The 23,456-nt window shown below is 70.9% G+C and carries 26 protein-coding genes; 15 read left to right on the forward strand and 11 right to left on the reverse strand.

The window, feature by feature from the left end:
• Nucleotides 1–109: 109 nt before the first annotated feature.
• From bla to ACFU53_RS21130, 5 genes are all read left to right on the forward strand, one after another.
• Nucleotides 110–1,036 carry a class A beta-lactamase gene (gene bla / locus ACFU53_RS21110; RefSeq protein ID WP_383994453.1) on the forward strand — a complete coding sequence of 309 codons (927 nt, stop codon included), beginning with the start codon at nucleotides 110–112 and terminating at the stop codon, nucleotides 1,034–1,036.
• Nucleotides 1,037–1,399: 363 nt separating this feature from the next.
• Nucleotides 1,400–1,795, forward strand: a complete 396-nt coding sequence (locus ACFU53_RS21115) for a molybdopterin-binding protein (RefSeq protein WP_383994395.1) — start codon at nucleotides 1,400–1,402, stop codon at nucleotides 1,793–1,795.
• Nucleotides 1,796–1,957: 162 nt separating this feature from the next.
• Nucleotides 1,958–2,752 (forward strand): molybdate ABC transporter substrate-binding protein, encoded by a 795-nt coding sequence (gene modA, locus ACFU53_RS21120; RefSeq protein ID WP_383994398.1) that lies wholly within the window; start codon nucleotides 1,958–1,960, stop codon nucleotides 2,750–2,752.
• Between the two features lie 74 nt (nucleotides 2,753–2,826).
• Nucleotides 2,827–3,663 (forward strand): molybdate ABC transporter permease subunit, encoded by an 837-nt coding sequence (gene modB / locus ACFU53_RS21125; RefSeq protein WP_383994456.1) that lies wholly within the window; start codon nucleotides 2,827–2,829, stop codon nucleotides 3,661–3,663.
• A gap of 408 nt (nucleotides 3,664–4,071) precedes the next feature.
• Nucleotides 4,072–5,199 (forward strand): ABC transporter ATP-binding protein, encoded by a 1,128-nt coding sequence (locus tag ACFU53_RS21130; RefSeq protein ID WP_383994459.1) that lies wholly within the window; start codon nucleotides 4,072–4,074, stop codon nucleotides 5,197–5,199.
• Nucleotides 5,200–5,225: 26 nt separating this feature from the next.
• Here ACFU53_RS21130 and ACFU53_RS21135 read toward each other — a convergent pair whose 3' ends face one another.
• On the reverse strand, nucleotides 5,226–6,215 hold the full coding sequence (locus ACFU53_RS21135) for a phosphotransferase enzyme family protein (RefSeq protein ID WP_383994400.1): 990 nt from the start codon (nucleotides 6,213–6,215) through the stop codon (nucleotides 5,226–5,228).
• A 131-nt stretch (nucleotides 6,216–6,346) separates the two neighbouring features.
• Here ACFU53_RS21135 and ACFU53_RS21140 point away from each other — a divergent pair, with 131 nt between their 5' ends.
• The gene (locus ACFU53_RS21140; protein ID WP_383994403.1) at nucleotides 6,347–7,174 is read left to right on the forward strand and encodes a DUF6879 family protein; all 828 of its coding nucleotides are present in this window, start codon (nucleotides 6,347–6,349) and stop codon (nucleotides 7,172–7,174) included.
• Nucleotides 7,175–7,236: 62 nt separating this feature from the next.
• On the opposite strand, the gene ACFU53_RS21145 is transcribed toward ACFU53_RS21140, so the two are convergent.
• Nucleotides 7,237–7,779: an ATP-binding protein gene (locus tag ACFU53_RS21145; RefSeq protein ID WP_383994406.1), complete on the reverse strand. Its 543-nt coding sequence runs from the start codon at nucleotides 7,777–7,779 to the stop codon at nucleotides 7,237–7,239.
• 478 nt (nucleotides 7,780–8,257) lie between these two features.
• Here ACFU53_RS21145 and ACFU53_RS21150 point away from each other — a divergent pair, with 478 nt between their 5' ends.
• Nucleotides 8,258–9,004, forward strand: coding sequence for a transglutaminase domain-containing protein (locus ACFU53_RS21150; protein WP_383994409.1), 747 nt, complete (start codon nucleotides 8,258–8,260; stop codon nucleotides 9,002–9,004).
• Nucleotides 9,001–9,291 (forward strand): hypothetical protein, encoded by a 291-nt coding sequence (locus ACFU53_RS21155; RefSeq protein ID WP_383994412.1) that lies wholly within the window; start codon nucleotides 9,001–9,003, stop codon nucleotides 9,289–9,291. Before ACFU53_RS21150 ends, ACFU53_RS21155 begins: the two co-directional genes overlap by 4 nt.
• A gap of 71 nt (nucleotides 9,292–9,362) precedes the next feature.
• Here ACFU53_RS21155 and ACFU53_RS21160 read toward each other — a convergent pair whose 3' ends face one another.
• From ACFU53_RS21160 to ACFU53_RS21170, 3 genes are all read right to left on the reverse strand, one after another.
• Nucleotides 9,363–10,889 (reverse strand): ATP-binding protein, encoded by a 1,527-nt coding sequence (locus tag ACFU53_RS21160; protein ID WP_383994415.1) that lies wholly within the window; start codon nucleotides 10,887–10,889, stop codon nucleotides 9,363–9,365.
• 12 nt (nucleotides 10,890–10,901) lie between these two features.
• Nucleotides 10,902–11,651, reverse strand: coding sequence for a response regulator transcription factor (locus tag ACFU53_RS21165; protein WP_383994418.1), 750 nt, complete (start codon nucleotides 11,649–11,651; stop codon nucleotides 10,902–10,904).
• A gap of 186 nt (nucleotides 11,652–11,837) precedes the next feature.
• A complete protein-coding gene (locus ACFU53_RS21170) occupies nucleotides 11,838–11,966 on the reverse strand; it encodes a hypothetical protein (protein WP_383994421.1) in 129 nt (42 codons plus the stop codon).
• A gap of 86 nt (nucleotides 11,967–12,052) precedes the next feature.
• Here ACFU53_RS21170 and ACFU53_RS21175 point away from each other — a divergent pair, with 86 nt between their 5' ends.
• Entirely contained in the window at nucleotides 12,053–13,330 is a 1,278-nt protein-coding gene (locus tag ACFU53_RS21175) for a glycosyltransferase family 4 protein (protein ID WP_383994462.1), read from the forward strand.
• 28 nt (nucleotides 13,331–13,358) lie between these two features.
• Here ACFU53_RS21175 and ACFU53_RS21180 read toward each other — a convergent pair whose 3' ends face one another.
• Nucleotides 13,359–13,955: an FMN reductase gene (locus tag ACFU53_RS21180; RefSeq protein WP_383994424.1), complete on the reverse strand. Its 597-nt coding sequence runs from the start codon at nucleotides 13,953–13,955 to the stop codon at nucleotides 13,359–13,361.
• Nucleotides 13,952–15,040 carry an LLM class flavin-dependent oxidoreductase gene (locus ACFU53_RS21185; protein ID WP_383994465.1) on the reverse strand — a complete coding sequence of 363 codons (1,089 nt, stop codon included), beginning with the start codon at nucleotides 15,038–15,040 and terminating at the stop codon, nucleotides 13,952–13,954. The genes ACFU53_RS21180 and ACFU53_RS21185 overlap by 4 nt, the downstream gene beginning before the upstream one ends.
• A gap of 106 nt (nucleotides 15,041–15,146) precedes the next feature.
• Here ACFU53_RS21185 and ACFU53_RS21190 point away from each other — a divergent pair, with 106 nt between their 5' ends.
• Nucleotides 15,147–15,989 (forward strand): DUF6597 domain-containing transcriptional factor, encoded by an 843-nt coding sequence (locus tag ACFU53_RS21190; protein ID WP_383994427.1) that lies wholly within the window; start codon nucleotides 15,147–15,149, stop codon nucleotides 15,987–15,989.
• On the opposite strand, the gene ACFU53_RS21195 is transcribed toward ACFU53_RS21190, so the two are convergent.
• Together ACFU53_RS21195 and ACFU53_RS21200 are read right to left on the reverse strand one after the other, a co-directional pair.
• Nucleotides 15,973–16,143: a hypothetical protein gene (locus ACFU53_RS21195; RefSeq protein WP_383994430.1), complete on the reverse strand. Its 171-nt coding sequence runs from the start codon at nucleotides 16,141–16,143 to the stop codon at nucleotides 15,973–15,975. The genes ACFU53_RS21190 and ACFU53_RS21195 overlap by 17 nt on opposite strands.
• Complete coding sequence (locus tag ACFU53_RS21200) at nucleotides 16,143–16,919, reverse strand: SDR family NAD(P)-dependent oxidoreductase (protein ID WP_383994433.1); 777 nt, start codon at nucleotides 16,917–16,919, stop codon at nucleotides 16,143–16,145. Before ACFU53_RS21200 ends, ACFU53_RS21195 begins: the two co-directional genes overlap by 1 nt.
• A 106-nt stretch (nucleotides 16,920–17,025) precedes the next feature.
• On the opposite strand from ACFU53_RS21200, the gene ACFU53_RS21205 reads away from it, so the two are divergent.
• Nucleotides 17,026–17,469 carry an ester cyclase gene (locus ACFU53_RS21205; RefSeq protein WP_383994435.1) on the forward strand — a complete coding sequence of 148 codons (444 nt, stop codon included), beginning with the start codon at nucleotides 17,026–17,028 and terminating at the stop codon, nucleotides 17,467–17,469.
• A gap of 12 nt (nucleotides 17,470–17,481) precedes the next feature.
• Here ACFU53_RS21205 and ACFU53_RS21210 read toward each other — a convergent pair whose 3' ends face one another.
• Nucleotides 17,482–17,817 (reverse strand): YnfA family protein, encoded by a 336-nt coding sequence (locus ACFU53_RS21210; RefSeq protein ID WP_220647133.1) that lies wholly within the window; start codon nucleotides 17,815–17,817, stop codon nucleotides 17,482–17,484.
• Between the two features lie 172 nt (nucleotides 17,818–17,989).
• On the opposite strand from ACFU53_RS21210, the gene ACFU53_RS21215 reads away from it, so the two are divergent.
• A complete protein-coding gene (locus ACFU53_RS21215) occupies nucleotides 17,990–18,451 on the forward strand; it encodes a hypothetical protein (protein WP_383994438.1) in 462 nt (153 codons plus the stop codon).
• Between the two features lie 43 nt (nucleotides 18,452–18,494).
• Here ACFU53_RS21215 and ACFU53_RS21220 read toward each other — a convergent pair whose 3' ends face one another.
• A complete protein-coding gene (locus ACFU53_RS21220) occupies nucleotides 18,495–19,688 on the reverse strand; it encodes an RtcB family protein (protein WP_383994441.1) in 1,194 nt (397 codons plus the stop codon).
• A 204-nt stretch (nucleotides 19,689–19,892) separates the two neighbouring features.
• Between ACFU53_RS21220 and ACFU53_RS21225 the strand changes: the two genes are divergently transcribed.
• The 3 genes from ACFU53_RS21225 (at nucleotide 19,893) to ACFU53_RS21235 (ending at nucleotide 23,417) form a co-directional block, all read left to right on the forward strand.
• The gene (locus tag ACFU53_RS21225) at nucleotides 19,893–20,762 is read left to right on the forward strand and encodes a DUF3558 domain-containing protein (RefSeq protein WP_383994444.1); all 870 of its coding nucleotides are present in this window, start codon (nucleotides 19,893–19,895) and stop codon (nucleotides 20,760–20,762) included.
• A gap of 197 nt (nucleotides 20,763–20,959) precedes the next feature.
• The gene (locus ACFU53_RS21230; protein WP_383994447.1) at nucleotides 20,960–21,919 is read left to right on the forward strand and encodes a hypothetical protein; all 960 of its coding nucleotides are present in this window, start codon (nucleotides 20,960–20,962) and stop codon (nucleotides 21,917–21,919) included.
• Between the two features lie 160 nt (nucleotides 21,920–22,079).
• On the forward strand, nucleotides 22,080–23,417 hold the full coding sequence (locus ACFU53_RS21235; protein ID WP_383994468.1) for a DUF2637 domain-containing protein: 1,338 nt from the start codon (nucleotides 22,080–22,082) through the stop codon (nucleotides 23,415–23,417).
• Nucleotides 23,418–23,456 lie beyond the last annotated feature (39 nt).

Genomic DNA, 23,456 nt, shown 5'->3' on the forward strand with positions numbered 1-23,456 from the left:
CAACCGGTGTTCCTGGGGTGACGTCTTGAGAGCTGAACAGAGATCACGACCAGGTACGGAGAAGACCTTGGAAACCACGGGATCACGCCCTCACCCCCGCCGTCGCACGGTGCTCGGCCTGGGCGGCTTGGGCGCTGTCGGTGCTCTCGGCACTCTCGGCACTTTTGGTTCCGGGACGGCGCACGCGGCCGACGGGCCGGGCACGGCGCACGCCTCGTCTCACGCCGACGCGGGACTCTCCCGGCAACTGGGTGAGCTGGAGCGGGAGTACTCCGCGCGGCTGGGGATCTTCGCCCACGACACGGCCACGGGACGCACGGTGGCGTACCGCGCGGACGAGCGGTTCCCCATCTGCTCGGTGTTCAAGACGCTGGCCGCGGGAGCGGTCTTACGGGACCTCGACCGCGACGGTGAGTACCTCGCCAAGCGGATCCACTACACGAAGGAGTACGTCACGGCGGCGGGCTACTGCCCGATCACCGTCAAGGCCGAGAACGTCGCGGGCGGCATGACCGTCGGGGAACTGTGCGCCGCGACCGTCTCGCACAGCGACAACGGGGCGGCGAACCTGCTGCTGCGCGAGTTGGGCGGACCGACCGCGGTCACGCGCTTCTGCCGCTCGCTCGGCGACCGGACGACCCGGCTCGACCGCTGGGAGCCCGAGTTGAACTCGGCGGAACCGTGGCGGAAGACCGACACCACCAGCCCCCGGGCGATCGGGAGGACCTACGCGCGACTCGTCCTCGGCCGGGCCCTGCCGGACGCGGACCGGGAACTGCTGACGGATTGGCTGATCGCCAACACGACCAACACGTACCGCTTCCGCGCCGGTCTCCCCGCCGACTGGACGCTCGCGGACAAGACCGGCGGCGGGACACCGTACGGGGTCGCCAACGACGTGGGCGTCGTCTGGCCACCCGTCCGCCCGCCTCTCGTCCTGTCCGTCCTGTCGACCAAGCACGACCCCGCAGGGCCCACGGACAACCCGCTGGTGGCCAGAGCCGCAGGGCTGGTGGCGGGGGCACTCACGTCATAAGGGCGACAGCGTGCTCGTCCGACTCGGCGCCCGGTCGGGTCACCGCTCGGGTGTACGTCCTGGGCCTCGCTCCTGCCTCCTCGCTCTCCTACGCTCGTGAACTCACGGACGCCCGCGGCGGCCAGTTCACGGCCGTAGCCACTGCGCATGGTGCCGCCGAAGGGGAGGCGCGGGTCGGCGGCGACGACCGCGTCGACGAAGGCGGCCCCGCTGGTGACCCGGCGGGCGAGGGCAACCCCCGGCCGGGATCGGCCGTCCGGACGCTCAGGCCCAGGCCGTACACCGTGGCGTTCGCGGGCACTCGGAGGTTTGCCGGCGGACACGGAGCCGAGAGGGCGCCCGGCGGCGCATATCTTGGCGTTCATGCAGTCCTACACAATCGGTCAGGCCGCACGGCTGCTCGGGGTCAGCCCCGACACCGCGCGGCGATGGGCGGACGCGGGCCGGGTGCCGACGCGGCGCGACGAGAGCGGGCGCCGGCTCATCGACGGAAAGGACCTCGCGGCCTTCTCGGTGGAGCTGGCCTCGGACACCGCCGACGAGGCCGACGTCCCGTACACCTCGGCACGCAACGCCTTCCCCGGCATCGTCACCGCCGTGAAGCTCGGTGACGTGGCGGCCCAGGTCGAGATCCAGGCGGGCCCGCACCGCCTGGTCTCCCTGCTCACCCGGGAAGCCGTGGAGGAACTGGGCCTGGAGGTCGGCATGGAGGCCACAGCCCGGGTGAAGTCCACGAACGTGCACATCGACCGGACCTGAACAGCCTTCTCACGGAAACGCACATGCGCGCCCCCACCCCCCGGTGACATGGCTCATGCGATGCGACAGAAGACTTACCCCTCGCATATGCGTCAGGATGGTCGGCGTAGCGTCCGGCCTGCCTGGCAGGTCGGCTCCGAGGGAGCAGGTAGGGAGATCGTGATGATCCGTTCCGCGCGTCTGGTCGCCGGCGTGGGTGCCGCCGCGCTGCTGGTGACCCTGAGCGCCTGCTCCTCCTCCGACGAGGCGTCGCCCTCCGCCTCCGGCTCCTCCACGAAGCTCTCCGGCACGGTGACCGTCTTCGCCGCCGCCTCGCTGAAGGAGAGCTTCACGACGCTGGGGAAGCAGTTCGAGGAAAATCACCCCGGTACGAAGGTGACCTTCAACTTCGGCGGCAGCGACTCCCTCGCCGCGAGCATCACCGGCGGCGCCCCGGCGGATGTCTTCGCCTCCGCCAGCCCCAGGACGATGGCGATCGTGACGGACGCGGGCGACGCCTCCGGCACACCCGCCACCTTCGTCCGCAACCAGCTGGAGATCGCGACCCTGCCGGGCAACCCCGACAAGATCGCCTCCCTGAAGGACCTCACCAAGTCCGGGTTCAAGGTCGTGCTGTGCGACAAGGAGGTGCCGTGCGGCGCCGCCGCGCAGAAGGCCCTGGAGGCGAGCGGGCTGAAGCTCACGCCGGTGTCGTACGAGCAGGACGTCAAGAGCGCGCTGACGAAGGTGGAGCTGAACGAGGCCGACGCGGCGGTCGTCTACAAGACCGATGTGAAGGCCGCGGGTGACAAGGTGGAGGGCGTGGACTTCCCCGAGTCGGCCGACGCCGTCAACGACTACCCGATCGCCCTCCTCGAGGACGCGCCCAACGCCGACGCAGCCAAGGCCTTCATCGAGCTGGTGCGGTCCGCCGGGGGCCAGCAGGTCCTGACCGGGGCCGGGTTCCTGAAGCCGTGACGAAGCCCTCCGGCAGCCCGCCCTCCGGCAGCCGTGGCTCCGCCACGTCGGGCGACACCGCGACGGGCGACACCGTGGCGGACGACACCGCGAGGGGCGGGGTCCGACGGGCACAGCGGGTACGGCGGCTACGCGGCTCCGTCCCCGTCCCCCTGCTCCTGCCCGCCCTGCTCGGGCTCGTCTTCCTGGTGCTGCCGCTGGTCGCGCTGCTCGTACGCACCCCGTGGTCGAGCCTGCCGGAGCAGCTGACCAGCGTGGCGGTGTGGGAGGCGCTGCGGCTGTCGTTGGTGTGCGCGACGCTGGCCACGGCCGTGAGCCTGGTGCTCGGCGTGCCGTTGGCGTGGCTGCTGGCCCGGGTCGACTTCCCGGGCCGTGGTCTCGTACGGGCCCTCGTCACCCTCCCCCTCGTGCTGCCCCCGGTGGTCGGCGGTGTGGCCCTGCTGATGGCGCTCGGCCGCAACGGGGTCGTCGGACGCCTGCTGGACGAATGGTTCGGGCTCACCCTGCCCTTCACCACCGCCGGGGTCGTGATCGCGGAGGCGTTCGTGGCGATGCCGTTCCTCGTCATCAGCGTCGAGGGCACGCTCCGGGCCGCCGACCCGCGCTACGAGGAGGCCGCGACCACGCTGGGGGCTTCCCGGTTCACCGCGTTCCGCCGGGTGACGCTGCCGCTGATCGCGCCCGGTGTCGCCGCCGGCGCGGTCCTCGCCTGGGCACGGGCGCTGGGCGAGTTCGGCGCGACGATCACCTTCGCCGGCAACTTCCCCGGCCGCACCCAGACCATGCCCCTGGCCGTCTACCTCGCCCTTCAGAGCGACCCGGCCGCCGCGATCTCCCTCAGCCTGGTCCTGCTCGCGGTGTCGGTGGCGGTGCTGGCGGGGTTGCGGGACCGTTGGATGACGGCGTCGTGAGAGTGGAACGCCCAGCGAATGAGGCGCCCGGTGGGCCAGGCCGCAGGCACCATGCGGGGAAGCCCCGCGCCGGGGAACACGGTACGGGGAAGCCCGGAGCCGGGGAACACGGTGCCGGGAAGCCCCGCGCCGGGAAACACGGTGCCGGGAAGCCCCGCGCCGGGGAACGCGGTACCGGGAAGCCCCGCGCCGGGGAACGCGGTACCGGGAAGCCCCGCGCCGGGGAACGCGGTACCGGGAAGCCCGGAGCCGGGAAACACGGTGCCGGGAAGCCCCGCGCCGGGGAACGCGGTACCGGGAAGCCCCGCGCCGGGAAACACGGTGCCGAGCAGGCGAAGCGGCGGTGGGTGATGACATGCCGAGCAAGCAGGGTGGCGAGTGAGCGACGTGCCGATGAGTGACGTGCCGATGGCCGCCGAGTCGGCCCCCGCCGAAGGCGCCGACGGCACCGAGAACGCCGACGGTCTGGACGCCCACCTCGTCGTCCGGCGTGGTGACTTCCGCCTGGACGTCTCCCTGACGGCCGCCCCCGGTGACGTGGTGGCCCTGCTCGGCCCCAACGGCGCCGGAAAGACCACCGCGCTGCGCGCCCTGGCCGGTCTGACCCCCCTCACCGGTGGCCATCTACGGCTGGACGGAGCCGCGTTGGAGCGTACGGCGCCCGAGTCCCGCCCGGTCGGCGTCGTCTTCCAGGACTACCTCCTCTTCCCGCACCTCACCGCCCTCGACAACATCGCCTTCGGCCCCCGCTGCCAGGGCCTGGGCAAGGCGGCGGCCCGGGCACAGGCCGCCGAGTGGCTGGAACGGATGGGCCTCGCCGAGTACGCCGGCACCAAACCGCGTCGCCTCTCCGGCGGCCAGGCCCAGCGCGTCGCCCTCGCCCGCGCCCTGGCCACCCGCCCCCGCCTGTTGCTCCTCGACGAACCCCTCGCCGCCCTGGACGCCCGCACCCGCCTCGATGTACGGGCCCAACTCCGGCGCCATCTCGCCGAGTTCGAGGCCGTCGCCGTACTCGTCACCCACGACCCCCTCGACGCCATGGTCCTGGCCGACCGGCTCGTCGTCGTCGAACACGGCCGAGTGGTCCAGGAGGGCACCCCGGGCGACATCGCCCGCCATCCCCGCACGGACTACATCGCCCACCTGGTCGGCCTGAACCTGTACCGGGGTCGGGCCGAGGGCCACGTCGTACGACTCGACGCGGAGGGCACGGGCGCGGACGCGCGCGGCACGGGCCCGAACCCGGCGGTGGTCACGACCACCGAGGACCTCACCGGCCCCGTCTTCGTCGCCTTCCCCCCGAGCGCCGTGACCCTCCACCGGGACCGGCCCACCGGCTCCAGCGCCCGCAATCTCTGGCGGTGCGAGGTGGCCGGCCTGGAGGTCCACGGCGACCAGATCCGTGCCGACCTCACGGGCGAACTCCCCCTCACCGCCGACCTCACGACCGTGGCCGCCGCCGAACTCGGACTCCACACGGGAACCGCGGTATGGGCGACGGTGAAGGCGACGCAGACCCACGCGTATCCGGCGTAGGAGCCCTCAAGTCGGCATCCACCCGATCACCACTCCACGGCCAGGGCCTCCACCAACCGGGAGACGGCGGCCGGATCCGGCAGAAGCCCCAGAGTGGCAACCACCTGCTCGCTCGCGAACTCCCTCTGCGGGTCGGTCACGTTCGGATCGATCGCACACTCGGCCTGCACCCGCACATAGTTCAGATCCGTCGCGAAGAGCATGGAGAACGACTCGACCCCCTTGATGACCGCGCGCCCCCCGGCATCCAGATAGCCGCGCACCAACCGCCGGGCAGAATCCGCACAGAAGTCATTGCCACCGGCCCACACATAAACGGCACGAGCGAGTTCACGCTCCGCCGATACGGGCCCGGCGTTGTCCCAGTCGAGGAGAGCCGGACCGGACCGCCCCACCAGCACGTTCTGCGGCCGCATGTCGAGATGGGAGGTCACCACGTCACCGCCCCCGGACGGGGTGACATGCCCCGCCAACTCCACCGCCGAAGTAACAGCGAACCGCCCCAGCGCATCCGCCCACGGCACCCCGGCCCGCCGCACCCCCTCGCACAACTCCGCCCAGTCACCCACCCCGGGACACCGCTCGTACCAGTCGCCCGGCGTCTCCTCCGCCCCCTCCCCGGCCCGGTGCAGCAGAGCGAGCGTCCGCCCGCACCACCCCAGAATCTCCGGATCGGTCGGATCCGCCTCGCTCCCGTCGACCCAGTCGTACAACTTCACGTACGACCCGCCCAACGACGAGGGCAACCGCGAAACGTACGCCCCGTCACGGTCCGCAAAGAACCGTGGCGCCGAAATCCCCACTGCCTCCGCGGCGTTCCGCAACGCCGCCTCCCACCCCACCTGCCGCTCATCACACCCGAACAGCAGCTCCTTCACCGCCCACGCCCTCCCGGCGCCGTCCCCGGCCGAGAGCCTCCAGATCTGCCCGAGCGCACCCCGGGCGACGGGCACCATGTCCCACGCCCCACTGCCCAGGCCATACGCCTGCGCGACGAAGTCGGCCCTGCTCCGCATGTAGTCACCTTCCGGTCGGCCCACGGTCCTTCGAAGGCAATCGTCCCCGGCATGTAATACGCGAGAGCGGGGGGACACAAACGGGTTGTACAGGGACGGCGACGGCGACGGCGCTCATGATGGGCGTGCCCATGGTGATGCCGACCCCGCCGGCGAAGGTGCACACCAGCAGCAGCCACATCCACGACCGCTCGCCGCCGAGCCCGAGCGGGGCGGCGGTGAAGACCCAGCCGGAGGACGACGTGACGCTCAGGCTCATCGGGACGACCGACGACGACGGCCGCTCCCGCTCCTCCCTGTACGAGATCGAGGGGACGGACGAGATCCTCGTACGGGGTGAGCGGGAGGTCGACCCGACGCACCTCGGTCGGCTGTGTGACGTCAGGGAGTCCGCGGGCTTCGTACGGGTTCCGCGTGACCTGCTGGCCCGGTACTCGCCCAGGAGCGCGGCGCCCGGGCTCCGACCGTTCGCCTCGATCACGCACCTCTTCGAGGAGTTCAGGCACACGGCGTGGCGGCTGGAGACGCGTAGGGGATACGCGGCCGACCGGAACAGTGCGAAGTGGCCCCGGTTTCTGGCGGGTGAGGACATCGCGCGGGGGCGGCCGAACGCGTGGCGGGAGAACGTGCGTGCGCAGACCGGTCAGGGGAAGCGGGTCGAGCGCGTACGGATCGTCGACGAACCGCCCACGCCGGGGCAGGAGTTCCTGCGCGCGGTCGCGCCCGCGCACATCACCGACGGCGAGGACATCCGGACCCTCACCCGTGCCGCCGCCGAGCAACTGGGCCTCCCGGCCCACGACTTCTGGCTCTTCGACTCGAAGATCCTGGCCCGGCTCGCCTTCGACGACGAGGACATCGCACTCGGGGTGTACGTCACCGAGGACCCGGCCGAGGTCCTCGCCGCCTGCCAGGCCCGCGACACGGCCTGGCACCACGCCGTACGCACCACGGAGTGACCCTCCCAGCCTTCATGCCCTCACGCCCCACGCCCCACGCCCTCTGCCGAGGCCCCACACCGTCACCTCGACATCGATCCGCTCGGCGCCGCCAGGTCGAACCAGACCGCCTTGCCGTCGGGGTGGACGAGGCCACCGCCGTTCGGGAGGGCGGCGGCGGTTCCCCAGTGCCCCTCGGTGAGGGCGTCCACGAGGTAGAGGCCGCGTCCGCCCTCCTCCCACCCGTCCGGGGTCAACTCCCTTATGACCGGCGGGTTCTCGTCACCGTCGTAGACGATCACCCTGACCCGCCAGGCCTCCACCGCCAGCCAGAGAACCGACCCTCCACCCTTGGCGTGCACACAGGCGTTCGTGACCAGCTCGGATGTGCACAGGGCGGCCGCGTCGACGAGGGCATCGAGGTCGAGCGCGCGCAGGACGCTGGTGACGAAGTCGCGGGCGATGTGCGGGGAGGAGTCGAGGGGCGGACAGAAGAGGGTGTACGTCGTCGCCGTGGGCGAGAGCCAGGGGACGCGGCTCGGGATCGGGGCCGATGCCGGGATCGCGGTCGGGGTTGGGGTTGGGGTTGGGGTTGGGGAGGGAAGGTCACGGGCAGTTTCGGTCATGGGTGATCAACTCCATTGCGACGAGAAGGGATTGCTCGGGTCCCTACCGCGTCGGTGGCTCCTCCTCGGGTGTCGACGGCCCGGGGCGCGCTTTCAACTGGCGGTACGCAGGGGTGGATTACGGATGACTGCGGACGGACTGCGGACGGACTGCGGACGGACTCCGGATGAGCGGCGAGACTGAGAACGAGGCGAGATACAGGCGAGATGCAGGCGAGATGCGTATAAGTAATCAGTTGAGCACTCTCCGTGAGCGCAGGAATGACCGTAGTCGGCGTGTTCGCGCCGCCGCAATGGGGTCGGTGGAAGTACTACGAAAGCGCGTCGCCGGACGCCCGGCAGCCTCGGCCCGACCCTCACCCTGAGTGGCCCGCGGCCCGCCGGCACGCCGTGTGATGATGGGCCGAGGGTGCCCGCAGGGGACGGGCGGCGCTCCCCCGGGGAGCGGGAACAGAACGGGTACGGGGACGGAACTGTCATGACCAGTCGGTTGCTCATGTCGTACGACGCACAGGCCAAACGGGCCGGCGTGCCGGCCCGGGAGGCGGAGGACGTGGTCGGGTCCACGCGGGCCACGGCGATCCTGGACCACGATGACCCGCTGGTCGGGGCGGTCGCGCGCCGGGTGCTGAGTGAGGCGACGCCGCGTGACGCGCTGCGGACCGCGCACCGGCTCATCGCGCGAGACGTACGGCCGGTGTACTCGGTCGAGGACCGCCGGCGCGTGTCGCGGACGCTGCGGCTCGGGCGCGGCTCGTGCAGTCAGCGGATGGCGGCACTGGAGGCGGTCGCCCGGGCCGTCCGCGTACGGACGCGGGTGCGCGGGCTGCTCGTGGACGGGACCTTCTGGTATCCACGGTTTCCGCGGCTGAAGCCGTTCGTGCCGGAGCAGGTCCTGCTGGCCTGGCCCGAGTTCAGGATCAGCGGCGCGTGGGTCCCGATCGGCGAACTCTTCGACGCCCCCGAACCCGGCGGCTTCGCCAACAAGGGCGGCGAGACCCTCTTCGACGCGGTCGCCCGTACCGGCGTCCGGTGGGACACCTGCGGCACCGCGCCCGGCACCGCGTGCGACCTCTCCGCCCAGGTCGTCGCCGACCTCGGCCACTTCGACGACCGCGACGACCTCTTCGCACGCCACGGCCAGACCCTCTGCTGGACCGCCCGCACCCTCACCGAACCGGTACTCGGCCGCTGGAGCGCGGGGGCGTCCCGCACCGCCGCATGACAGATAACCCCTGGTGGGAGGCCGAGGACAAGTACCTTGACCTCCTCCAGGGCGAGCGGCGCCGCTACGCGTGGGTCATGCGGCGCTACGGGGGCCTGACGCTCACGGAGTCCTGGGCAGCGGCACTGGACTCCTACCCGTACGAGCCCGCCGACCAGCCGTGCCGCGGGCTCGCCTTCCACGACGAGGCATGGCACTGGGCGATGCTGACGCTCCACGGCACCTGCTACACGAGGGAACACCCCGAACTGGCCGACCCACCGGCCGAGTACACGGCCCTCGATTGACCCACTGAGTCGTTCGAATTCACACGTGCCGCGCTCACTCCTGCCCCGGCACTCACCCGTGACCGGCTCAGTCACCCCGCAACCCCGCGCACCGTGAACCCGGTGACCAACCCCCCGCCCGCCCGCCGGAACGCGAACGGTGCCCCGCCGTGTGCGGCCGCCACCGCGCGGACGATCGACAGCCCCAGCCCGGACCCGGGCAGGCTGCGCGCGTCAGGGGCCCGGTAGAAGCGGTCGAAGATCCGCTCCAGGTCGCAGTCGGGGACTCCGGGCCCCCGGTCCAACACCTCGACCCGGACGACGTCCGGGCCCTCCGCCGGTTCGCCGAGGTCTCCGCCCAGCACCCCCAGTTCGCCCAGCTCTCCCAGCTCTCCCAGCTCTCCCAGGGTTCCCGCAGGCCCCCGCGCGACCACGACCACGATCGCTCCCGATCCGCCGCGGTCGAACTTCGCCGCGTTCTCCACCAGGTTGGAGATGGCCCGCTGGAGGGCTCCGGCCCTCCCCTCGACGGTCGTGTCGCCGGCCACCCGTACGGCGACCTCGCGCCCGGTGCGCCGGCGGGCGGTCCCCGCGACGTCCTCCGCGAGGTCGGCCAGTTCCACCCGCTGCACGGGCTCGGTGCTCGACTGCCCGGCCGCGAGGTCGACCAACTCGTTGACCAGGTCGGTCAGTTCGAGGGCCTCCTGGGAGAGGTCGTCGACGAGTTCCTCGCGCATGCGCGGCGGCAGCTCGTCGATGCGCCGGAGGAGCGAGATGTTCGTGCGGAGGGAGGTGAGGGGGGTGCGGAGTTCGTGTCCGGCGTCCTGGACCAGCCGCCGCTGGTCCTCCTCGGACTGGGCGAGGCGGACCAGCATGCGGTCGAAGGAGCGGCCGAGCCGCCCCACCTCGTCCCGGCCCGCGACCGGCACCTGGATGCCCAGATGCCCGGTCCGGGCCACGTCCTCCGCCGCCCCCGCCAACTGCACGAGCCGCCGGGTCTGCCGCCGCGCCAGCCACCACCCGAACAACCCGGCCGAGATGACGATGCCGGAGACGAACAACAGGGTCCGCTGCTGCAGCTCACGCAGCAGGTCCTCCGTGTCGCTGAACTCCTGCGCGACCTGCACGGCACCCCGACCGCCGCCGAGCGCGACGGTCACCACCCGGTAGCGGTCGTCGCCGACCTCGACCTCGCCGTGCTCGACCATCACACCGGCCAGGGCCGCGCCGGCCGTACGACGGTCCGCCTCCCGTACGGGCAGGCCGGGAGCACCCTTGTCGAGGATCTCCCCGTTCGGGCCGAGCACCTGGACGTCCGTACGGCCGGAGCGGATCAGGTCGTCGCGCGGGCCACCGCTGCCGCTGGGCGCGAAGTCCTCCGGCGCCAGCGGGTCCTGCTCGACCAGCTCCCGCAGATCACGAACGACCTCGGCGAACACGGTCTGCTCGTCGACCCGCACCAGCCGCGCGGCCGCGCTGTAGCTGAGGATCCCGACGAGGACGGTGACGACACACGCCACCGCCGCGAACGACACGGTGAAGGTCGCCCGCAGCGAGGGGACCGGCTTCAGCCGGGAGAGCAGCCGGGACAACACCCGGACGAGACGGGGCGGCGGCACCGCGCGCCGCCCTCAGTCTTCCCGCAGCGCGTACCCCACACCCCGCACGGTGTGGATCAGCGCCGGCGCCCCGGGCTCGTCGAGCTTGCGGCGCAGATAACCGACGTAGACGGCGAGGTTCTTGGAGCCGGGGCCGAAGTCGTAGCCCCAGATGCGGTCGTAGATCGTCGCGTGGTCGAGGACGATGCCCGCGTTGCGGACGAGCAGTTCGAGCAGGTCGAACTCGGTCCGCGTCAGCTCCAGTTCACGCACCCCGCGCCACGCCCGCCGCGCCTGTACGTCCATCCGCAGCCCGGCGGCCGTGAGCAGTCCACCGGCGTCCTGGCCCGCGGCCCCTCCGGCGGCGGGGGACGCCCCGGCCGCCGACGGGAGCGGCTTCGCGAATCCGTCCGAGTTGCCCGTCCGCCGCAGCAGCGCCCGCAAGCGCGCGAACACCTCCTCCACGTCGAACGGTTTGACGACGTAGTCGTCCGCTCCGGCGTCGAGGCCGGCGATCCGGTCGGCGGTCTCCACGAGCGCGGTGAGCATCAGGATCGGCGTCCGGTCGCCCTCCGCGCGCAACACCCGGCAGACCTGGAGGCCGTCTATGCCGGGCATCATCACGTCGAGCACGAGCACGTCGGGCTGGGTGCGGTGCGCCTGGGCGAGCGCCTCGACGCCGTCGGCTACCGCCGTGACCTCGTACCCCTCCAGGGTCAGCGCGCGTTCCAGGGCATGGCGGATGGCGCGGTCGTCCTCGGCGAGCAGCACGTTCTGGGGCACCCCACCAGTCTGCCAAGGTCGCGGGCGCCCACCACCACCTCAGGAGCACCGGGCCGCCCTTCTTACCGGCCTCTCACCCCGGCCGCGCGTCGGGCTTACCACTCCGGAGCAGCGTGTCCGTGTGACACCTGTCCGCACGGGAACCCGGGCAGAGCGAGCAGATGGAGTACAAAGGGTCCGAACCAGTCAAACCGTCACCACCACCCGCATCACCGGACACTGCGCCATCCGCACCACTTGCGTCACCCGCACCACTTGCGTCACCCGCACCACTGCGTCATCCGTACAACTGCGCCATCCGTACAACTGCGTCATCCGCACGACTGCATCACCCGTACAACTGCATCACCGCGTCACCGCACCGCTCACGCCGTCGGGAAGGTAGGGCCTTGAGCCGCCGCATGAAGATCGTGTTCCTGCTGCACAACGCGTACGCCATCGGCGGCACCGTCCGTACGACGCTGAACCTGGCGTCGGCGCTGGCGGACCACCACGACGTGGAGATCGCCTCGATGTCCCGTCACCTGGACGAACCGCGCTTCACGGTCGACCCGAGAGTCACGCTCGTCCCCCTGGTGGACATCCGCCCGTACAGCCCCGACCTGTGCGATCCGGCCCAGGTGCAGCCCGCGACGGACTTCCCGGCGGAGGACAAGCGGCACCGCCAGTACAGCCGCCTCACCGACCTCCGGGTCCGCGCCTATCTGGCCCGCTGCGGCGCGGACGTCGTCATCGGCACCCGCCCCGGCATCAACGTCTACGTCTCCCGCTTCGCACCCCGCCGCGCCCTGCGCATCGGCCAGGAGCACCTGCGCCACGACGCCCACACCAAGCAGCTCCGCAAGGTCCTCGCCCGCCACTACCGCACCCTGGACGCGGTCGTCACGACCACGGCGGCGGACGCGGCGGTGTACCGCGCACGGATGAAACTGCCGGGCGTTCGGGTGATGTCGGTGCCCAACATCGTCCCGGCGGCCGGGGTCACCCCGTCGGACGGCACGGCTCCCGTCATCGCGGCCGCCGGCCGCCTCGCCCGCGGCAAACGCTTCGACCTCCTCCTTGAGGCGTTCGCGAAGGTCGCCGCGAAGGAACCGGACTGGCAGTTGCGCATCTACGGCGGCGGCAAGCAGAAGGACCGTCTGGAGACCCTCATCGAGGACCTCCGTCTCACCGACCGGGCCCATCTGATGGGCCCGCACACTCCCATCGAGGAGGAGTTCGCGCGCGCCTCGATCGTCGTCAGCGCCTCCGAGGCCGAGTCCTTCGGCATGACCCTCGTCGAGGCCATGCGCTGTGGCGTCCCGGTAGTCAGCACCGACTGCCCGCTCGGCCCCGCCGAGATCATCACCGACGGCACCGACGGCCGCCTCGTCCCCGTCGACGACCCCCACGCCCTCGCCGACGCCATCCTCGAACTCACCGCCGACCCGGCCCTACGCCGCGCCATGGGCCGAGCCGCCCTGGCAAGCGCCCACCGCTACGACCCGGCCCCGATCGTCACCAGGTACGAGCACTTGTTCGCCGACCTGCGCACGACAAGGCTCCAGCGCACGTGGGAACGAGAGTCGACGAGGGCGAGGACCTGGCTGCGCAAGAGGGTGCGCACTCGGGCTGGGGCAGCATCGATTTCCAGGGGTGCGGGAAACTGCGCGGGCAACCACAAACAGCCCGCGGCCTGACGCCCCTCCGCACCCCCGACGGCCGTTCTCAGCCTCTCAACGCCGCCAACTGTTCCTCGAAGGGAACTACAACGAACCCCTCGGGCTCGACCGGCGCGGCCACCCTCCGAGAGAGCCCGCCCATCAACCCGGCCAACTCCGACGCCGCCCGCTCGATCCGCCCGGCCAGCCCCTCCGCACCCCAGTCCTCGGACGCGGCGTAAACACCCGTAGGCACCACCACAGCCCGCAGATACGCGAACAACGGCCGCATCGCATGCTCCAGCACCAGCGAATGCCGAGCCGACCCCCCGGTAGCGGCGATCAACACCGGCTTCCCCACCAGCGCATCGCGTTCGAGCACGTCGAAGAAGGACTTGAAAAGCCCGCTGTACGACGCCGAGAACACCGGCGTCACCACAACCAGCCCATCAGCCCCGGCCACCGCCTCCATCGCCGCGGCCAGCTTTCGCCCCGGAAACCCGCTGGCGAAGGCGTGCGCGATCTCCACGGCGAGGTCCCGCAGTTCGACGACCTGAACCTCCACCGAGGCGTCGACACCCACCACCGCCGCGGCCAGCCGGTCCCCCAACAGCCGCGTGGACGAGGGCACACTCAGCCCGGCCGAGACCACGACAAGCTTCATGCCACGCTCTCCTTCTCCGCCGCGGCCCGCAGGGACCCGTGCGTCGGCGCGTCCGGCACATCCGTCGGCCGCCCCTTGGCGAACTCCTCCCGCAGCACCGGCACGACCTCCTCGCCGAGCATGTCGATCTGCTCCAGGACGGTCTTCAGGGGCAGCCCCGCGTGGTCGACGAGGAACAGCTGCCGCTGGTAGTCACCGGCGTACTCCCGGAACGCCAGGGTCTTCTCGATCACCTGCTGCGGCGAACCGACGGTCAGCGGCGTCTGGTCGGCGAAGTCCTCCAGGGACGGCCCGTTGCCGTACACCGGCGCGACATCGAAGTACGGCCGGAACTCCCGCACCGCGGCCTGCGAGTTCTTCCGCATGAACACATGCCCGCCGAGCCCCACGATCGCCTGCTCGGGCGTGCCGTGCCCGTAGTGCGCGTACCGCTGCCGGTACAGCTCGACCATCCGCTGGGTGTGCTCGGCCGGCCAGAAGATGTTGTTGTGGAAGAAGCCGTCGCCGTAGTACGCGGCCTGCTCGGCGATCTCGGGCGAGCGGATGGAGCCGTGCCAGACGAACGGCGGTACGTCGTCCAGCGGGCGGGGCGTGGAGGTGAAGCCCTGGAGGGGCGAGCGGAACTTGCCCTCCCAGTTCACGACGTCCTCGCGCCACAGGCGGTGCAGCAGCGCGTAGTTCTCGATGGCGAGGTTGATGCCCTGCCGGATGTCCTGCCCGAACCAGGGGTAGACGGGCCCGGTGTTGCCGCGCCCCATCATCAGGTCCACCCGCCCGTCGGCCAGGTGCTGAAGCATCGCGAAGTCCTCGGCGATCTTCACCGGATCGTTGGTGGTGATGAGGGTGGTCGCGGTGGAGAGGACCAGCTTCTGGGTCCGCGCGGCGACGTAACCGAGCATCGTGGTCGGCGACGACGGCACGAACGGCGGGTTGTGGTGCTCACCGGTGGCGAAGACGTCGAGCCCGACCTCCTCCGCCTTCAGCGCGATCTCGACCATCGCCTTGATGCGCTCGCGCTCGGTCGGCGTCCGGCCCGTGGTGGGGTCCGGCGTCACATCTCCGACGCTGAAGATCCCGAACTGCATCATCGCTGCCACCCTCCCAGGTTGTTCACGATTCAACTATACCCATGAACGAGGGCCCCCTCCCCACTATTCCTCCGGTGTCAGTGGTCGTCCTTACGATCTCCTCATGGCCGCCCCACGCCGTGACACCCGAGGCATCGTCGACGCCCCGGAGCTCTTCGCCCGGGTCCGCTTCCGCCGCCGCGAACCCGCCGAGCCGCTGCGCCCATATCTGGAGCACTACTGGCTGATCGACTGGGACCTGCCCGAGCCGTTCGTCTCCCAGGTCGTCCCGCACCCCTCGGTGAACGTCGTCTTCCAGCGGTACGAGGGACAGGAGCCCTTCGCCGAGATCTCCGGCATCGGCCTCGGCCTCTTCACCCAGAAACTGGAGGGCAGGGGCCGGGTCTGCGGCATCCAGTTCCGCCCCGGCGGCTTCCGCCCCTTCACCCCGTCCCACCCCGCGACCACCTGGACCGGCCGCCGCGTACGACAGCCCGAGGCGTTCCCCGAGGCCTTCCGCGCCACGGACCCGGCCGCGATCCTCGCCCCCGACGACGAGGACGCCCGCGTCGCCGCTCTCGACGCGTTCCTGACGGGGCTCGCCCCCCGCCCCGACCCCCAGGCCCACCTCGCCATGGCCCTCGTCGACCGCATCCGCACCGACCGCACGATCCGCCGCGTCACCGACTTCGCCCGCGCCGAGGGCATGTCCGTACGGCTCCTGCAGCGCCTGTTCTCCGCGTACGTGGGCGTCGGCCCCAAGTGGGTGATCCTCCGCTACCGCATCCACGAGGCCCTGGAACGCGCCGAGACCGACCGGGCGATCGACTGGGCCGCCCTCGCCGCCGACCTCGGCTACGCCGACCAGGCCCACCTCGTCCGCGACTTCACGGCAACGGTGGGGGTACCGCCGACGGCGTACGCGGAAGCGGTGTCGGTCCCGTCTCCGCCTACTTCGCGTGCATGACCGCGTAGATCATCACGAACGCCACGATGTGGATACCGAAGAGGAAGTAGGCGAGGTACCACCACACATACCGCTCGTTCTTCTTCTCCTCGGCGAGGCGGCGCTTCTCGGGCGTCAGCTCGCCTCCGGGCGATGGGCCGTCCGCCTCCGCCATCACAGCTCCCGATGGACCTTGGTGTTGGAGGCCTGGGCGCGGGGGCGCAGGACGAGGAGGTCGACGTTGACGTGGCTGGGCCGGGTGACCGCCCAGGTGATCGTGTCGGCGACGTCGTCGGCGGTCAGGGGCTCCGCGACGCCCTCGTAGACACTCGCCGCCCGGTCCGCGTCGCCGCCGAAACGGGTCAGGGCGAACTCGTCCGTCTTCACCATGCCGGGCGCGACCTCGATGACCCGGACCGGCGTGCCGACGATCTCCAGCCGCAGTGTCTCGGCGAGGACGTGCGTGCCGTGCTTGGCGGCGACATAGCCCGCGCCACCCTCGTACGTCCCGTGCCCGGCCGTCGACGACACCACGACCACCGTGCCGTCACCGCTCGCGGTCAGCGCGGGCAGCAGGGCCTGGGTGATGTTGAGCGTGCCGATGACATTCGTCTCGTACATCGTGCGCCAGTCGGCCGGGTCGCCGGTCGCGACCGGGTCGGCGCCGAGCGCGCCGCCCGCGTTGTTGACCAGCACACCGATCGTCTTGAAGGCGGATGCGAACTCGTCGACCGCCGCGCGGTCCGTGACGTCCAGGGCGTACGCCGCGGCCTGCCCGCCACCGCCGTTGATCTCCTCGGCCAGCGCCTCGATACGGTCCTTGCGGCGGGCGGTCAGCACGACGCGATACCCCGCAGCGGCGAGCTGCCGGGCCGTGGCGGCGCCGATCCCGCTGCTCGCACCGGTGACGATGGCGATGCGGGAGGCGGCGGACGGTACGGCGGTGGCCATGAGCTGCTCCTGAGGCGGTACGGAATCGAACGTCGGTCTCTGCCCGGCCAGGATAGGCGGGCGGTGAGACAATGAGACGGGTGATCCCCTGCACAGGAGGTGGATCATGGGACAGGCGCGCGAGCTGATGGACCAGCTCACCGAGGCGCTCACCACACACCAGGACCCCAAGACCATCGCGAACCTCTTCGCGGAGGACGCGGTCGCCTACACCCCCGACGGCGGAGAGCTCCACGGCCGGGACGACATCGCCGAGTACTGGCGGCAGATGACGGACGCCGTGCCCGAGGCCAGGTACGAGTCGCTCGCCTCGTTCGAGGTCGGCGACACCGCCATCGACGAGGGCGTCTTCAGCGGCAGGAACACCGGCCCGCTGGCGTTCCCCGACGGAACGTCGATCCCCGCCACCCAGAAGGACATCAGGATGCGCGGCGTGGACTTCGCCACCGTCCGGGACGGCCAGATCGCCAGCTACCGGCTCTACTTCGACCAGCTGGACTTCCTGAACCAGCTCGGCCTGCTGCCGGAGGAACTGGCCCAGCCTTCGTAGCGGCAGCCGCAGTCACCCACCGCGCGGCGCGTACATGATCACCGCCATGCCCGCGAGGCAGATCAGCGCGCCCGTCACGTCCCAGCGGTCGGGCCGGTAGCCGTCCGCGACCATCCCCCAGGCGATCGACCCGGCGACGAAGATCCCGCCGTACGCGGCGAGGATCCGCCCGAAGTGCGCGTCCGGCTGGAACGTCGCCACGAACCCGTACGCCCCCAGCGCCACGACCCCCGCCCCGATCCACACCCACCCCCGGTGCTCCCGCACCCCCTGCCACACCAGCCAGGCCCCACCGATCTCGAACAGCGCGGCGAGCACGAACAGGGCGGCGGAACGGGCGATGACCATGGCCCCCAGCCTCGCACGGTGCTCCGGGCGGGGGCTCTTGCCGGACGGGACGCCTGAGCGGGCGCTCACGTGGGATACATGCGGTGACCCACGGAGGCATGCGCCTCATAGGACGACCGGATGAGTAGGACAAGTGATTGTCGTGCCAATGAGTAGGAGGAGGTGGTTGTCGTTGCGGACGCCAGGTGTACTGGGCACAGCCCTCCTCGTCGGCATCGCCCCGCCCGCCGCCGCGTCGGCACCGCCCTCAGAGGACGGCCTCGCCTACCACGGCTCGGTCGCCATGACCGCCGGCCGCGTCGACGTCCACCTCACCCCGCGCAACCACGGCCCGCACCCGGTCACCGCCGCGACCCTGCGCCTGCGCTGGTCGGCCCCGCTCACCGACCGCCAGGAACTCCCCCCGTCCTGCGCCCGCTCGGGCACCCGCGCCCTGATCTGCGAAACCGGCCCCCTGCCCGCCGACGCCCCCGGCGACGCCCTCGCCCTCCACGTCCGTCTGCAGGGCACGCCCTCCGAAGTAGTCCTCCAACTCGACACCATCTGGCGCAGCGACACCCCCGCCGACCGCCACCACCCAGACGACCCCCAACGCGTCCTGGCCCTGGACACGGGCGACGCGTACTTCTTCTAGCGGCCGACACTGCCCCCCGGTCTCCACCGGGGGGCCTCGGGCGTCAACCCTTCACGCACACCACCTGCTTGAGCTTCGCCACGACCTGCACCAGGTCCCGCTGCTGGTCGATGACCTGCTCGATCGGCTTGTAGGCACCCGGAATCTCGTCCACGACGCCGGAGTCCTTGCGGCACTCCACGCCCCGCGTCTGCTCCTCCAGGTCCTTCGTCGAGAAGCGCCGCTTCGCCGCCGTCCGGCTCATGCGCCGACCGGCGCCGTGCGACGCGGAGTTGAAGGCCTTCTCGTTGCCGAGGCCCTTCACGATGTACGAGCCGGTGCCCATCGAGCCCGGGATGATCCCGTACTCGCCGGAGCCCGCACGGATCGCGCCCTTACGGGTCACCAGCAGGTCCATGCCGTCGTAGCGCTCCTCGGCCACATAGTTGTGGTGCGCGCTGATCTCGGGCTCGAAGGTCGGCTTCGCCTTCTTGAACTCCTTACGGACGACGTCCTTCAGGAGCGCCATCATGATCGAGCGGTTGTACTTCGCGTACTCCTGCGCCCAGAACAGATCGTTGCGGTACGCCGCCATCTGCGGGGTGTCCGCGACGAAGACGGCGAGGTCACGGTCGACCAGGCCCTGGTTGTGCGGGAGCTTCTGGGCGATGCCGATGTGATGCTCCGCCAGTTCCTTGCCGATGTTCCGGGAACCGGAGTGCAGCATCAGCCAGATGAAACCGGTCGAATCAGTGCAGATCTCGACAAAGTGGTTCCCGCCCCCCAGCGTTCCCATCTGCTGAGCCGCCCGCCCCCGCCGAAACTTAACCGCCTCCGCAACCCCGTCGAACCGCCCCCAGAACCCGTCCCACCCTGCGGCGGCGAACCCGTGCAGCCGCCCCGGATCGACGGGGTCGCCATGCATCCCCCGCCCCACCGGAATCGCCTGCTCAACCTTCGACCGCAGCCGCGACAGATCCCCCGGCAGGTCATTCGCCGTCAGCGAGGTCTTCACCGCCGACATCCCGCACCCGATATCGACGCCCACCGCCGCGGGACAGACAGCCCCCTGCATCGCGATGACTGACCCGACCGTCGCGCCCTTGCCGTAATGCACGTCCGGCATGACGGCCAGACCCTTGATCCACGGCAGGGTCGCCACGTTGCGGAGCTGCTGCAGGGCCCCCTCCTCGACCGACGCGGGGTCGGTCCACATACGGATGGGTACCTTCGCGCCCGGTATCTCGACGTACGACATAACGCCCTCATTCCCCCGAAGAACAGATAAAAGTCTCAAAACGCAAAACCGGCGCCAAGGCCAAGGAAAGGGATGCCGGACCGGCGTCCACGGCAGTGCGTGCGATACACATGGTGCCCGGGGGTCACCCCCCGGCGGCAAGTGAATAACCACAGGCAGGACAGCGCAGGCGTCCCGAGGGACCCCGTCGAGAGGAGCCCCACCGTGCAGCGGAAGGCGTACGTACCCGGCGTCGCCGTGCTCCTCGCGGCACTGCTGACCGCGTGCACGGGATCGGACGACAGCGGTTCGACCGACGACCCCCGCCCGGGCGAGGCCACCACGTCGGCCACCGTCGCCCAGCCCGGCCGCTACGACACGCTCCCCGTACCCTGCGGCTCGGTCGACCAGGGCACCCTCGACACCCTCCTCCCCGGCATCAGGCAGCTCACCGACGCGACCCAGCGCGAGCAGGCGTACGAGGGCGAGGCGACGCAGACGTACGACACGGACCGCAAGGCCGGCTGCCGCTGGAAGGTGGAGTCCACGGACGCCACCCACTATCTGTTCGTCGACTTCGAGCGTGTCGTGTCCTACGACAACGCGGTCAGCGACGACAGCAAGGCGCAGGAGGTGTACGGCGGCAAGGTCGAGGCGGCGGACCTCCCGGAGCCGACGCCGACGGTCTCCGAGGAGGAGAGCGAGGCGACGGACGAGGCGACGGACGAGCCGGAGGAGACGGGAGGGGCCACCGCCGATCCGTCGGCGAGTCCCTCGACCTCCGCGTCCCGCTCGGTATCGCCCTCCGGCTCCTCCACCCCCTCCGGCTCGTCGCCGTCCGCGACCGCGTCCGGGACCCCCGCCTCTCTCCAGCCCCGCACGCTCGGCGATCTCGGCGACGAGGCGTTCCTCGACGACGCCCTCGGGACGAGCAAGCAGCGGACGGTGACTGTGGTGTTCCGCACGTCGAACGTGATCGTGACCGTGGAGTACGAGGAGCAGCCGACGACCACGACGGTGGTGCCGGACAGTGCGGAACTGCAGGACAGGGCCCGGAATCTGGCGGAGCGGCTGGCCGAGGCGTTCGACGACTGAGGGGCGCTCGGGGGCGGTTCGGGCGTCCGCGTGAACCCCCTCAGTCAGGACCGCACTTCTTCATCACCGCGTACCGTGGCCCCTCGGACCCGATCCGATCGCAGGAATGCCACAGGAAGTACGCAGGAAGCCCGCAGGAACACCGCAAGCAGACCGCAGGAACCGCGAGCGTGATGAGCGTCATGAGTGAAGGAACCATGCAACGAGCCGCAGAGTCAGATCAGCATCAGTCGCCGCGCGTCGCGCGTTCGCCGCGGGTGGCGCGCGTCGGGCGTCTCGGGCGTCCGGGCCGGGCCCGGGTTCTCGTGGGCGCGGCGGTCGTGCCGGTGATGCTGCTGGCGGTCGGCTGTTCGTCGGACTCCGGCTCCGACAGTGCCTCCGGTGACGAGACGCCGGCGGGCCTGAACGAGGCGGCGGAGGAGAGCCCCACGCCGGAGGTGGTCGCGGCGAAGTACGCGTCGCTGCCGGACGCGTGCGAGGTGTTCTCCGACAAGACGCTGAAGTCGGTGGTACCGGAGGGTGTGAAGTCCGGGAAGGCGATCAACAAGGCCGAGGAGAACGTGACCGGCGACTGCCGCTGGATCAGCCTCGACAACAACGGTGTGGACGGCTCCCAGTACCGCTGGCTGAGCGTGTCCCTGCACCTGCTGGCCTCGAACGCGGCGAACGGCCCCGGCGAGGACCGCGCGGCCAAGGCGTACGAGACGAAGGTGACCGCGGCGAAGGCCGTGGACGGGGCGAAGAGCGTCAAGACGGAGCCGGTGACCGGCACGGGCGACCAGGCGACGGTGGTCACGTACGACCTGAAGAAGGACGGGGACACCTTCAAGCAGCAGACGATCGTGGTGCGCACGGAGAACGTGGTCATCACGCTCGACTACAACGGGGCCGGTCTGGCCGGTGAGAAGACGCCGGACGCGGCCGCGCTGCTGAAGTCCGCGAAGTCCGTCGCCAAGGAGGCCGTGGAGGCGGTCGAGGACGCGAACGACGGTACGGACGCGTCGGCGTCCCCGTCGAAGAGCGCCTCCAAGACGCCGTCGAAGGCCCCGACGAAGGCGTCGTCGTCGGGTGGTTCGGGCGCGGACGTGAGTTCCGACTCGGATACCGATTCGGACTCGGGCTCCTCCACGTCCGGCAGCAGGAAGCGCAAGTCGTAGTTCCACTTCACCTGGTGTTTCGACCGAGCCCGGTCCCCGTGAGGGCCGGGCCCGGTGCCCTCCGGCAACCCGTTTGCCGTACACATGTGCCACTCTGTTGCGCGCAACAACACGCAAGGGGAGGGGAGTACGGGTGGCCGCGCCAATGCAGCTGACTCGAATGCACCGCGTTCTCATCGGCGTGGTCGTGTTCGGCGCCGTCATCATCGCCGGGATCGGCTTCGCGGGTTCGTACGCGGCGGTACGGGAGCTGGCCCTCCAGAAGGGCTTCGGGAACTTCTCGTACGTCTTCCCGATCGGCATCGACGCGGGCATCTGCGTCCTGCTGGCCCTGGACCTCCTCCTGACCTGGATCAGGATCCCCTTCCCGCTGCTCCGTCAGACGGCCTGGCTGCTGACGGCGGCGACGATCGCGTTCAACGGCGCGGCGGCCTGGCCGGACCCGCTGGGCGTCGGCATGCACTCGGTGATCCCGATCCTGTTCGTCGTCTCGGTCGAGGCGGCCCGCCACGCGGTCGGCCGCATCGCCGACATCACCGCCGACAAGCACATGGAAGGCGTCCGCCTCACCCGCTGGCTGCTCTCTCCCGTCCCCACGTTCCTGCTCTGGCGCCGTATGAAGCTCTGGGAGCTCCGCTCCTACGACCAGGTCATCAAGCTGGAGCAGGAACGTCTCGTCTACCAGGCCCGCCTCCGCTCCCGCTTCGGCCGATCCTGGCGCCGCAAGGCCCCGGTGGAATCCCTGATGCCGCTGAGGCTCGCGCGCTACGGCGTCCCCCTGGCGGAAACGGCCCCGGCGGGCCTGGCAGCGGCGGGCATAGAACCGGCGCTACTGCCTCCGGTGGAACTCGCCCCGGCTGCGGGCAATCGTGCCGCTGGGGCGGCACCCGTCCCACAGAGAGCGGCACCTCCCAGCGAGCAGCGCCCCCAGCTGGAGAGCACCCCCACGCAGCAGTCGGAGTACACCGAGCACCGGGAACAGGCACCGCAGCCCGAGGCCCCCGCCCCGGACGAAAGCCCCTGGCTACACGCCCGGCACCCCCAAGAGGTCCCCTACCAGGGCGGCTACGACCCCTCGTACAACCCCGAGGAACAGTACGAGGACTGGTACGACGAGCAGGACCCGGAGCAGTACCAGCAGTTCGAGCCGGACCCCCGGGACCCCCGCTACCGGCAGCAACAGTTCGAGGCCCCCGAACTCCAGGCCCCGGAACCCTCCCCGGAGGAGACCGGCAGCTTCCCCATCCCGGCCGGCCCGGGCCGCACCCGTGAGCTGGGCGACGGCGGCGGCATCCCCGAACCGGCCGCCCCGGACGAGGAGTCGTACTACCAGGTCTTCAAGAAGTCGATAAACGGCAGCTATCCGACGCCGCGCGAGTTCATCGACAACGTGCAGGCCGAGTTCCGCGTCACCCTCCCCGCCGAGGAGTCGAAGCGCATGGTCAACCGTTTCACCAACCGCCACACGGCGGAGCTGGAAGAGGACCACATCGCGTAAGCAGCGCACACGGAGAGGGGGCGCCCGGTGTACACCGGG

Source organism: Streptomyces sp. NPDC057474 (genome assembly GCF_042802555.1).
In the GTDB taxonomy this organism is placed as follows: domain Bacteria; phylum Actinomycetota; class Actinomycetes; order Streptomycetales; family Streptomycetaceae; genus Streptomyces.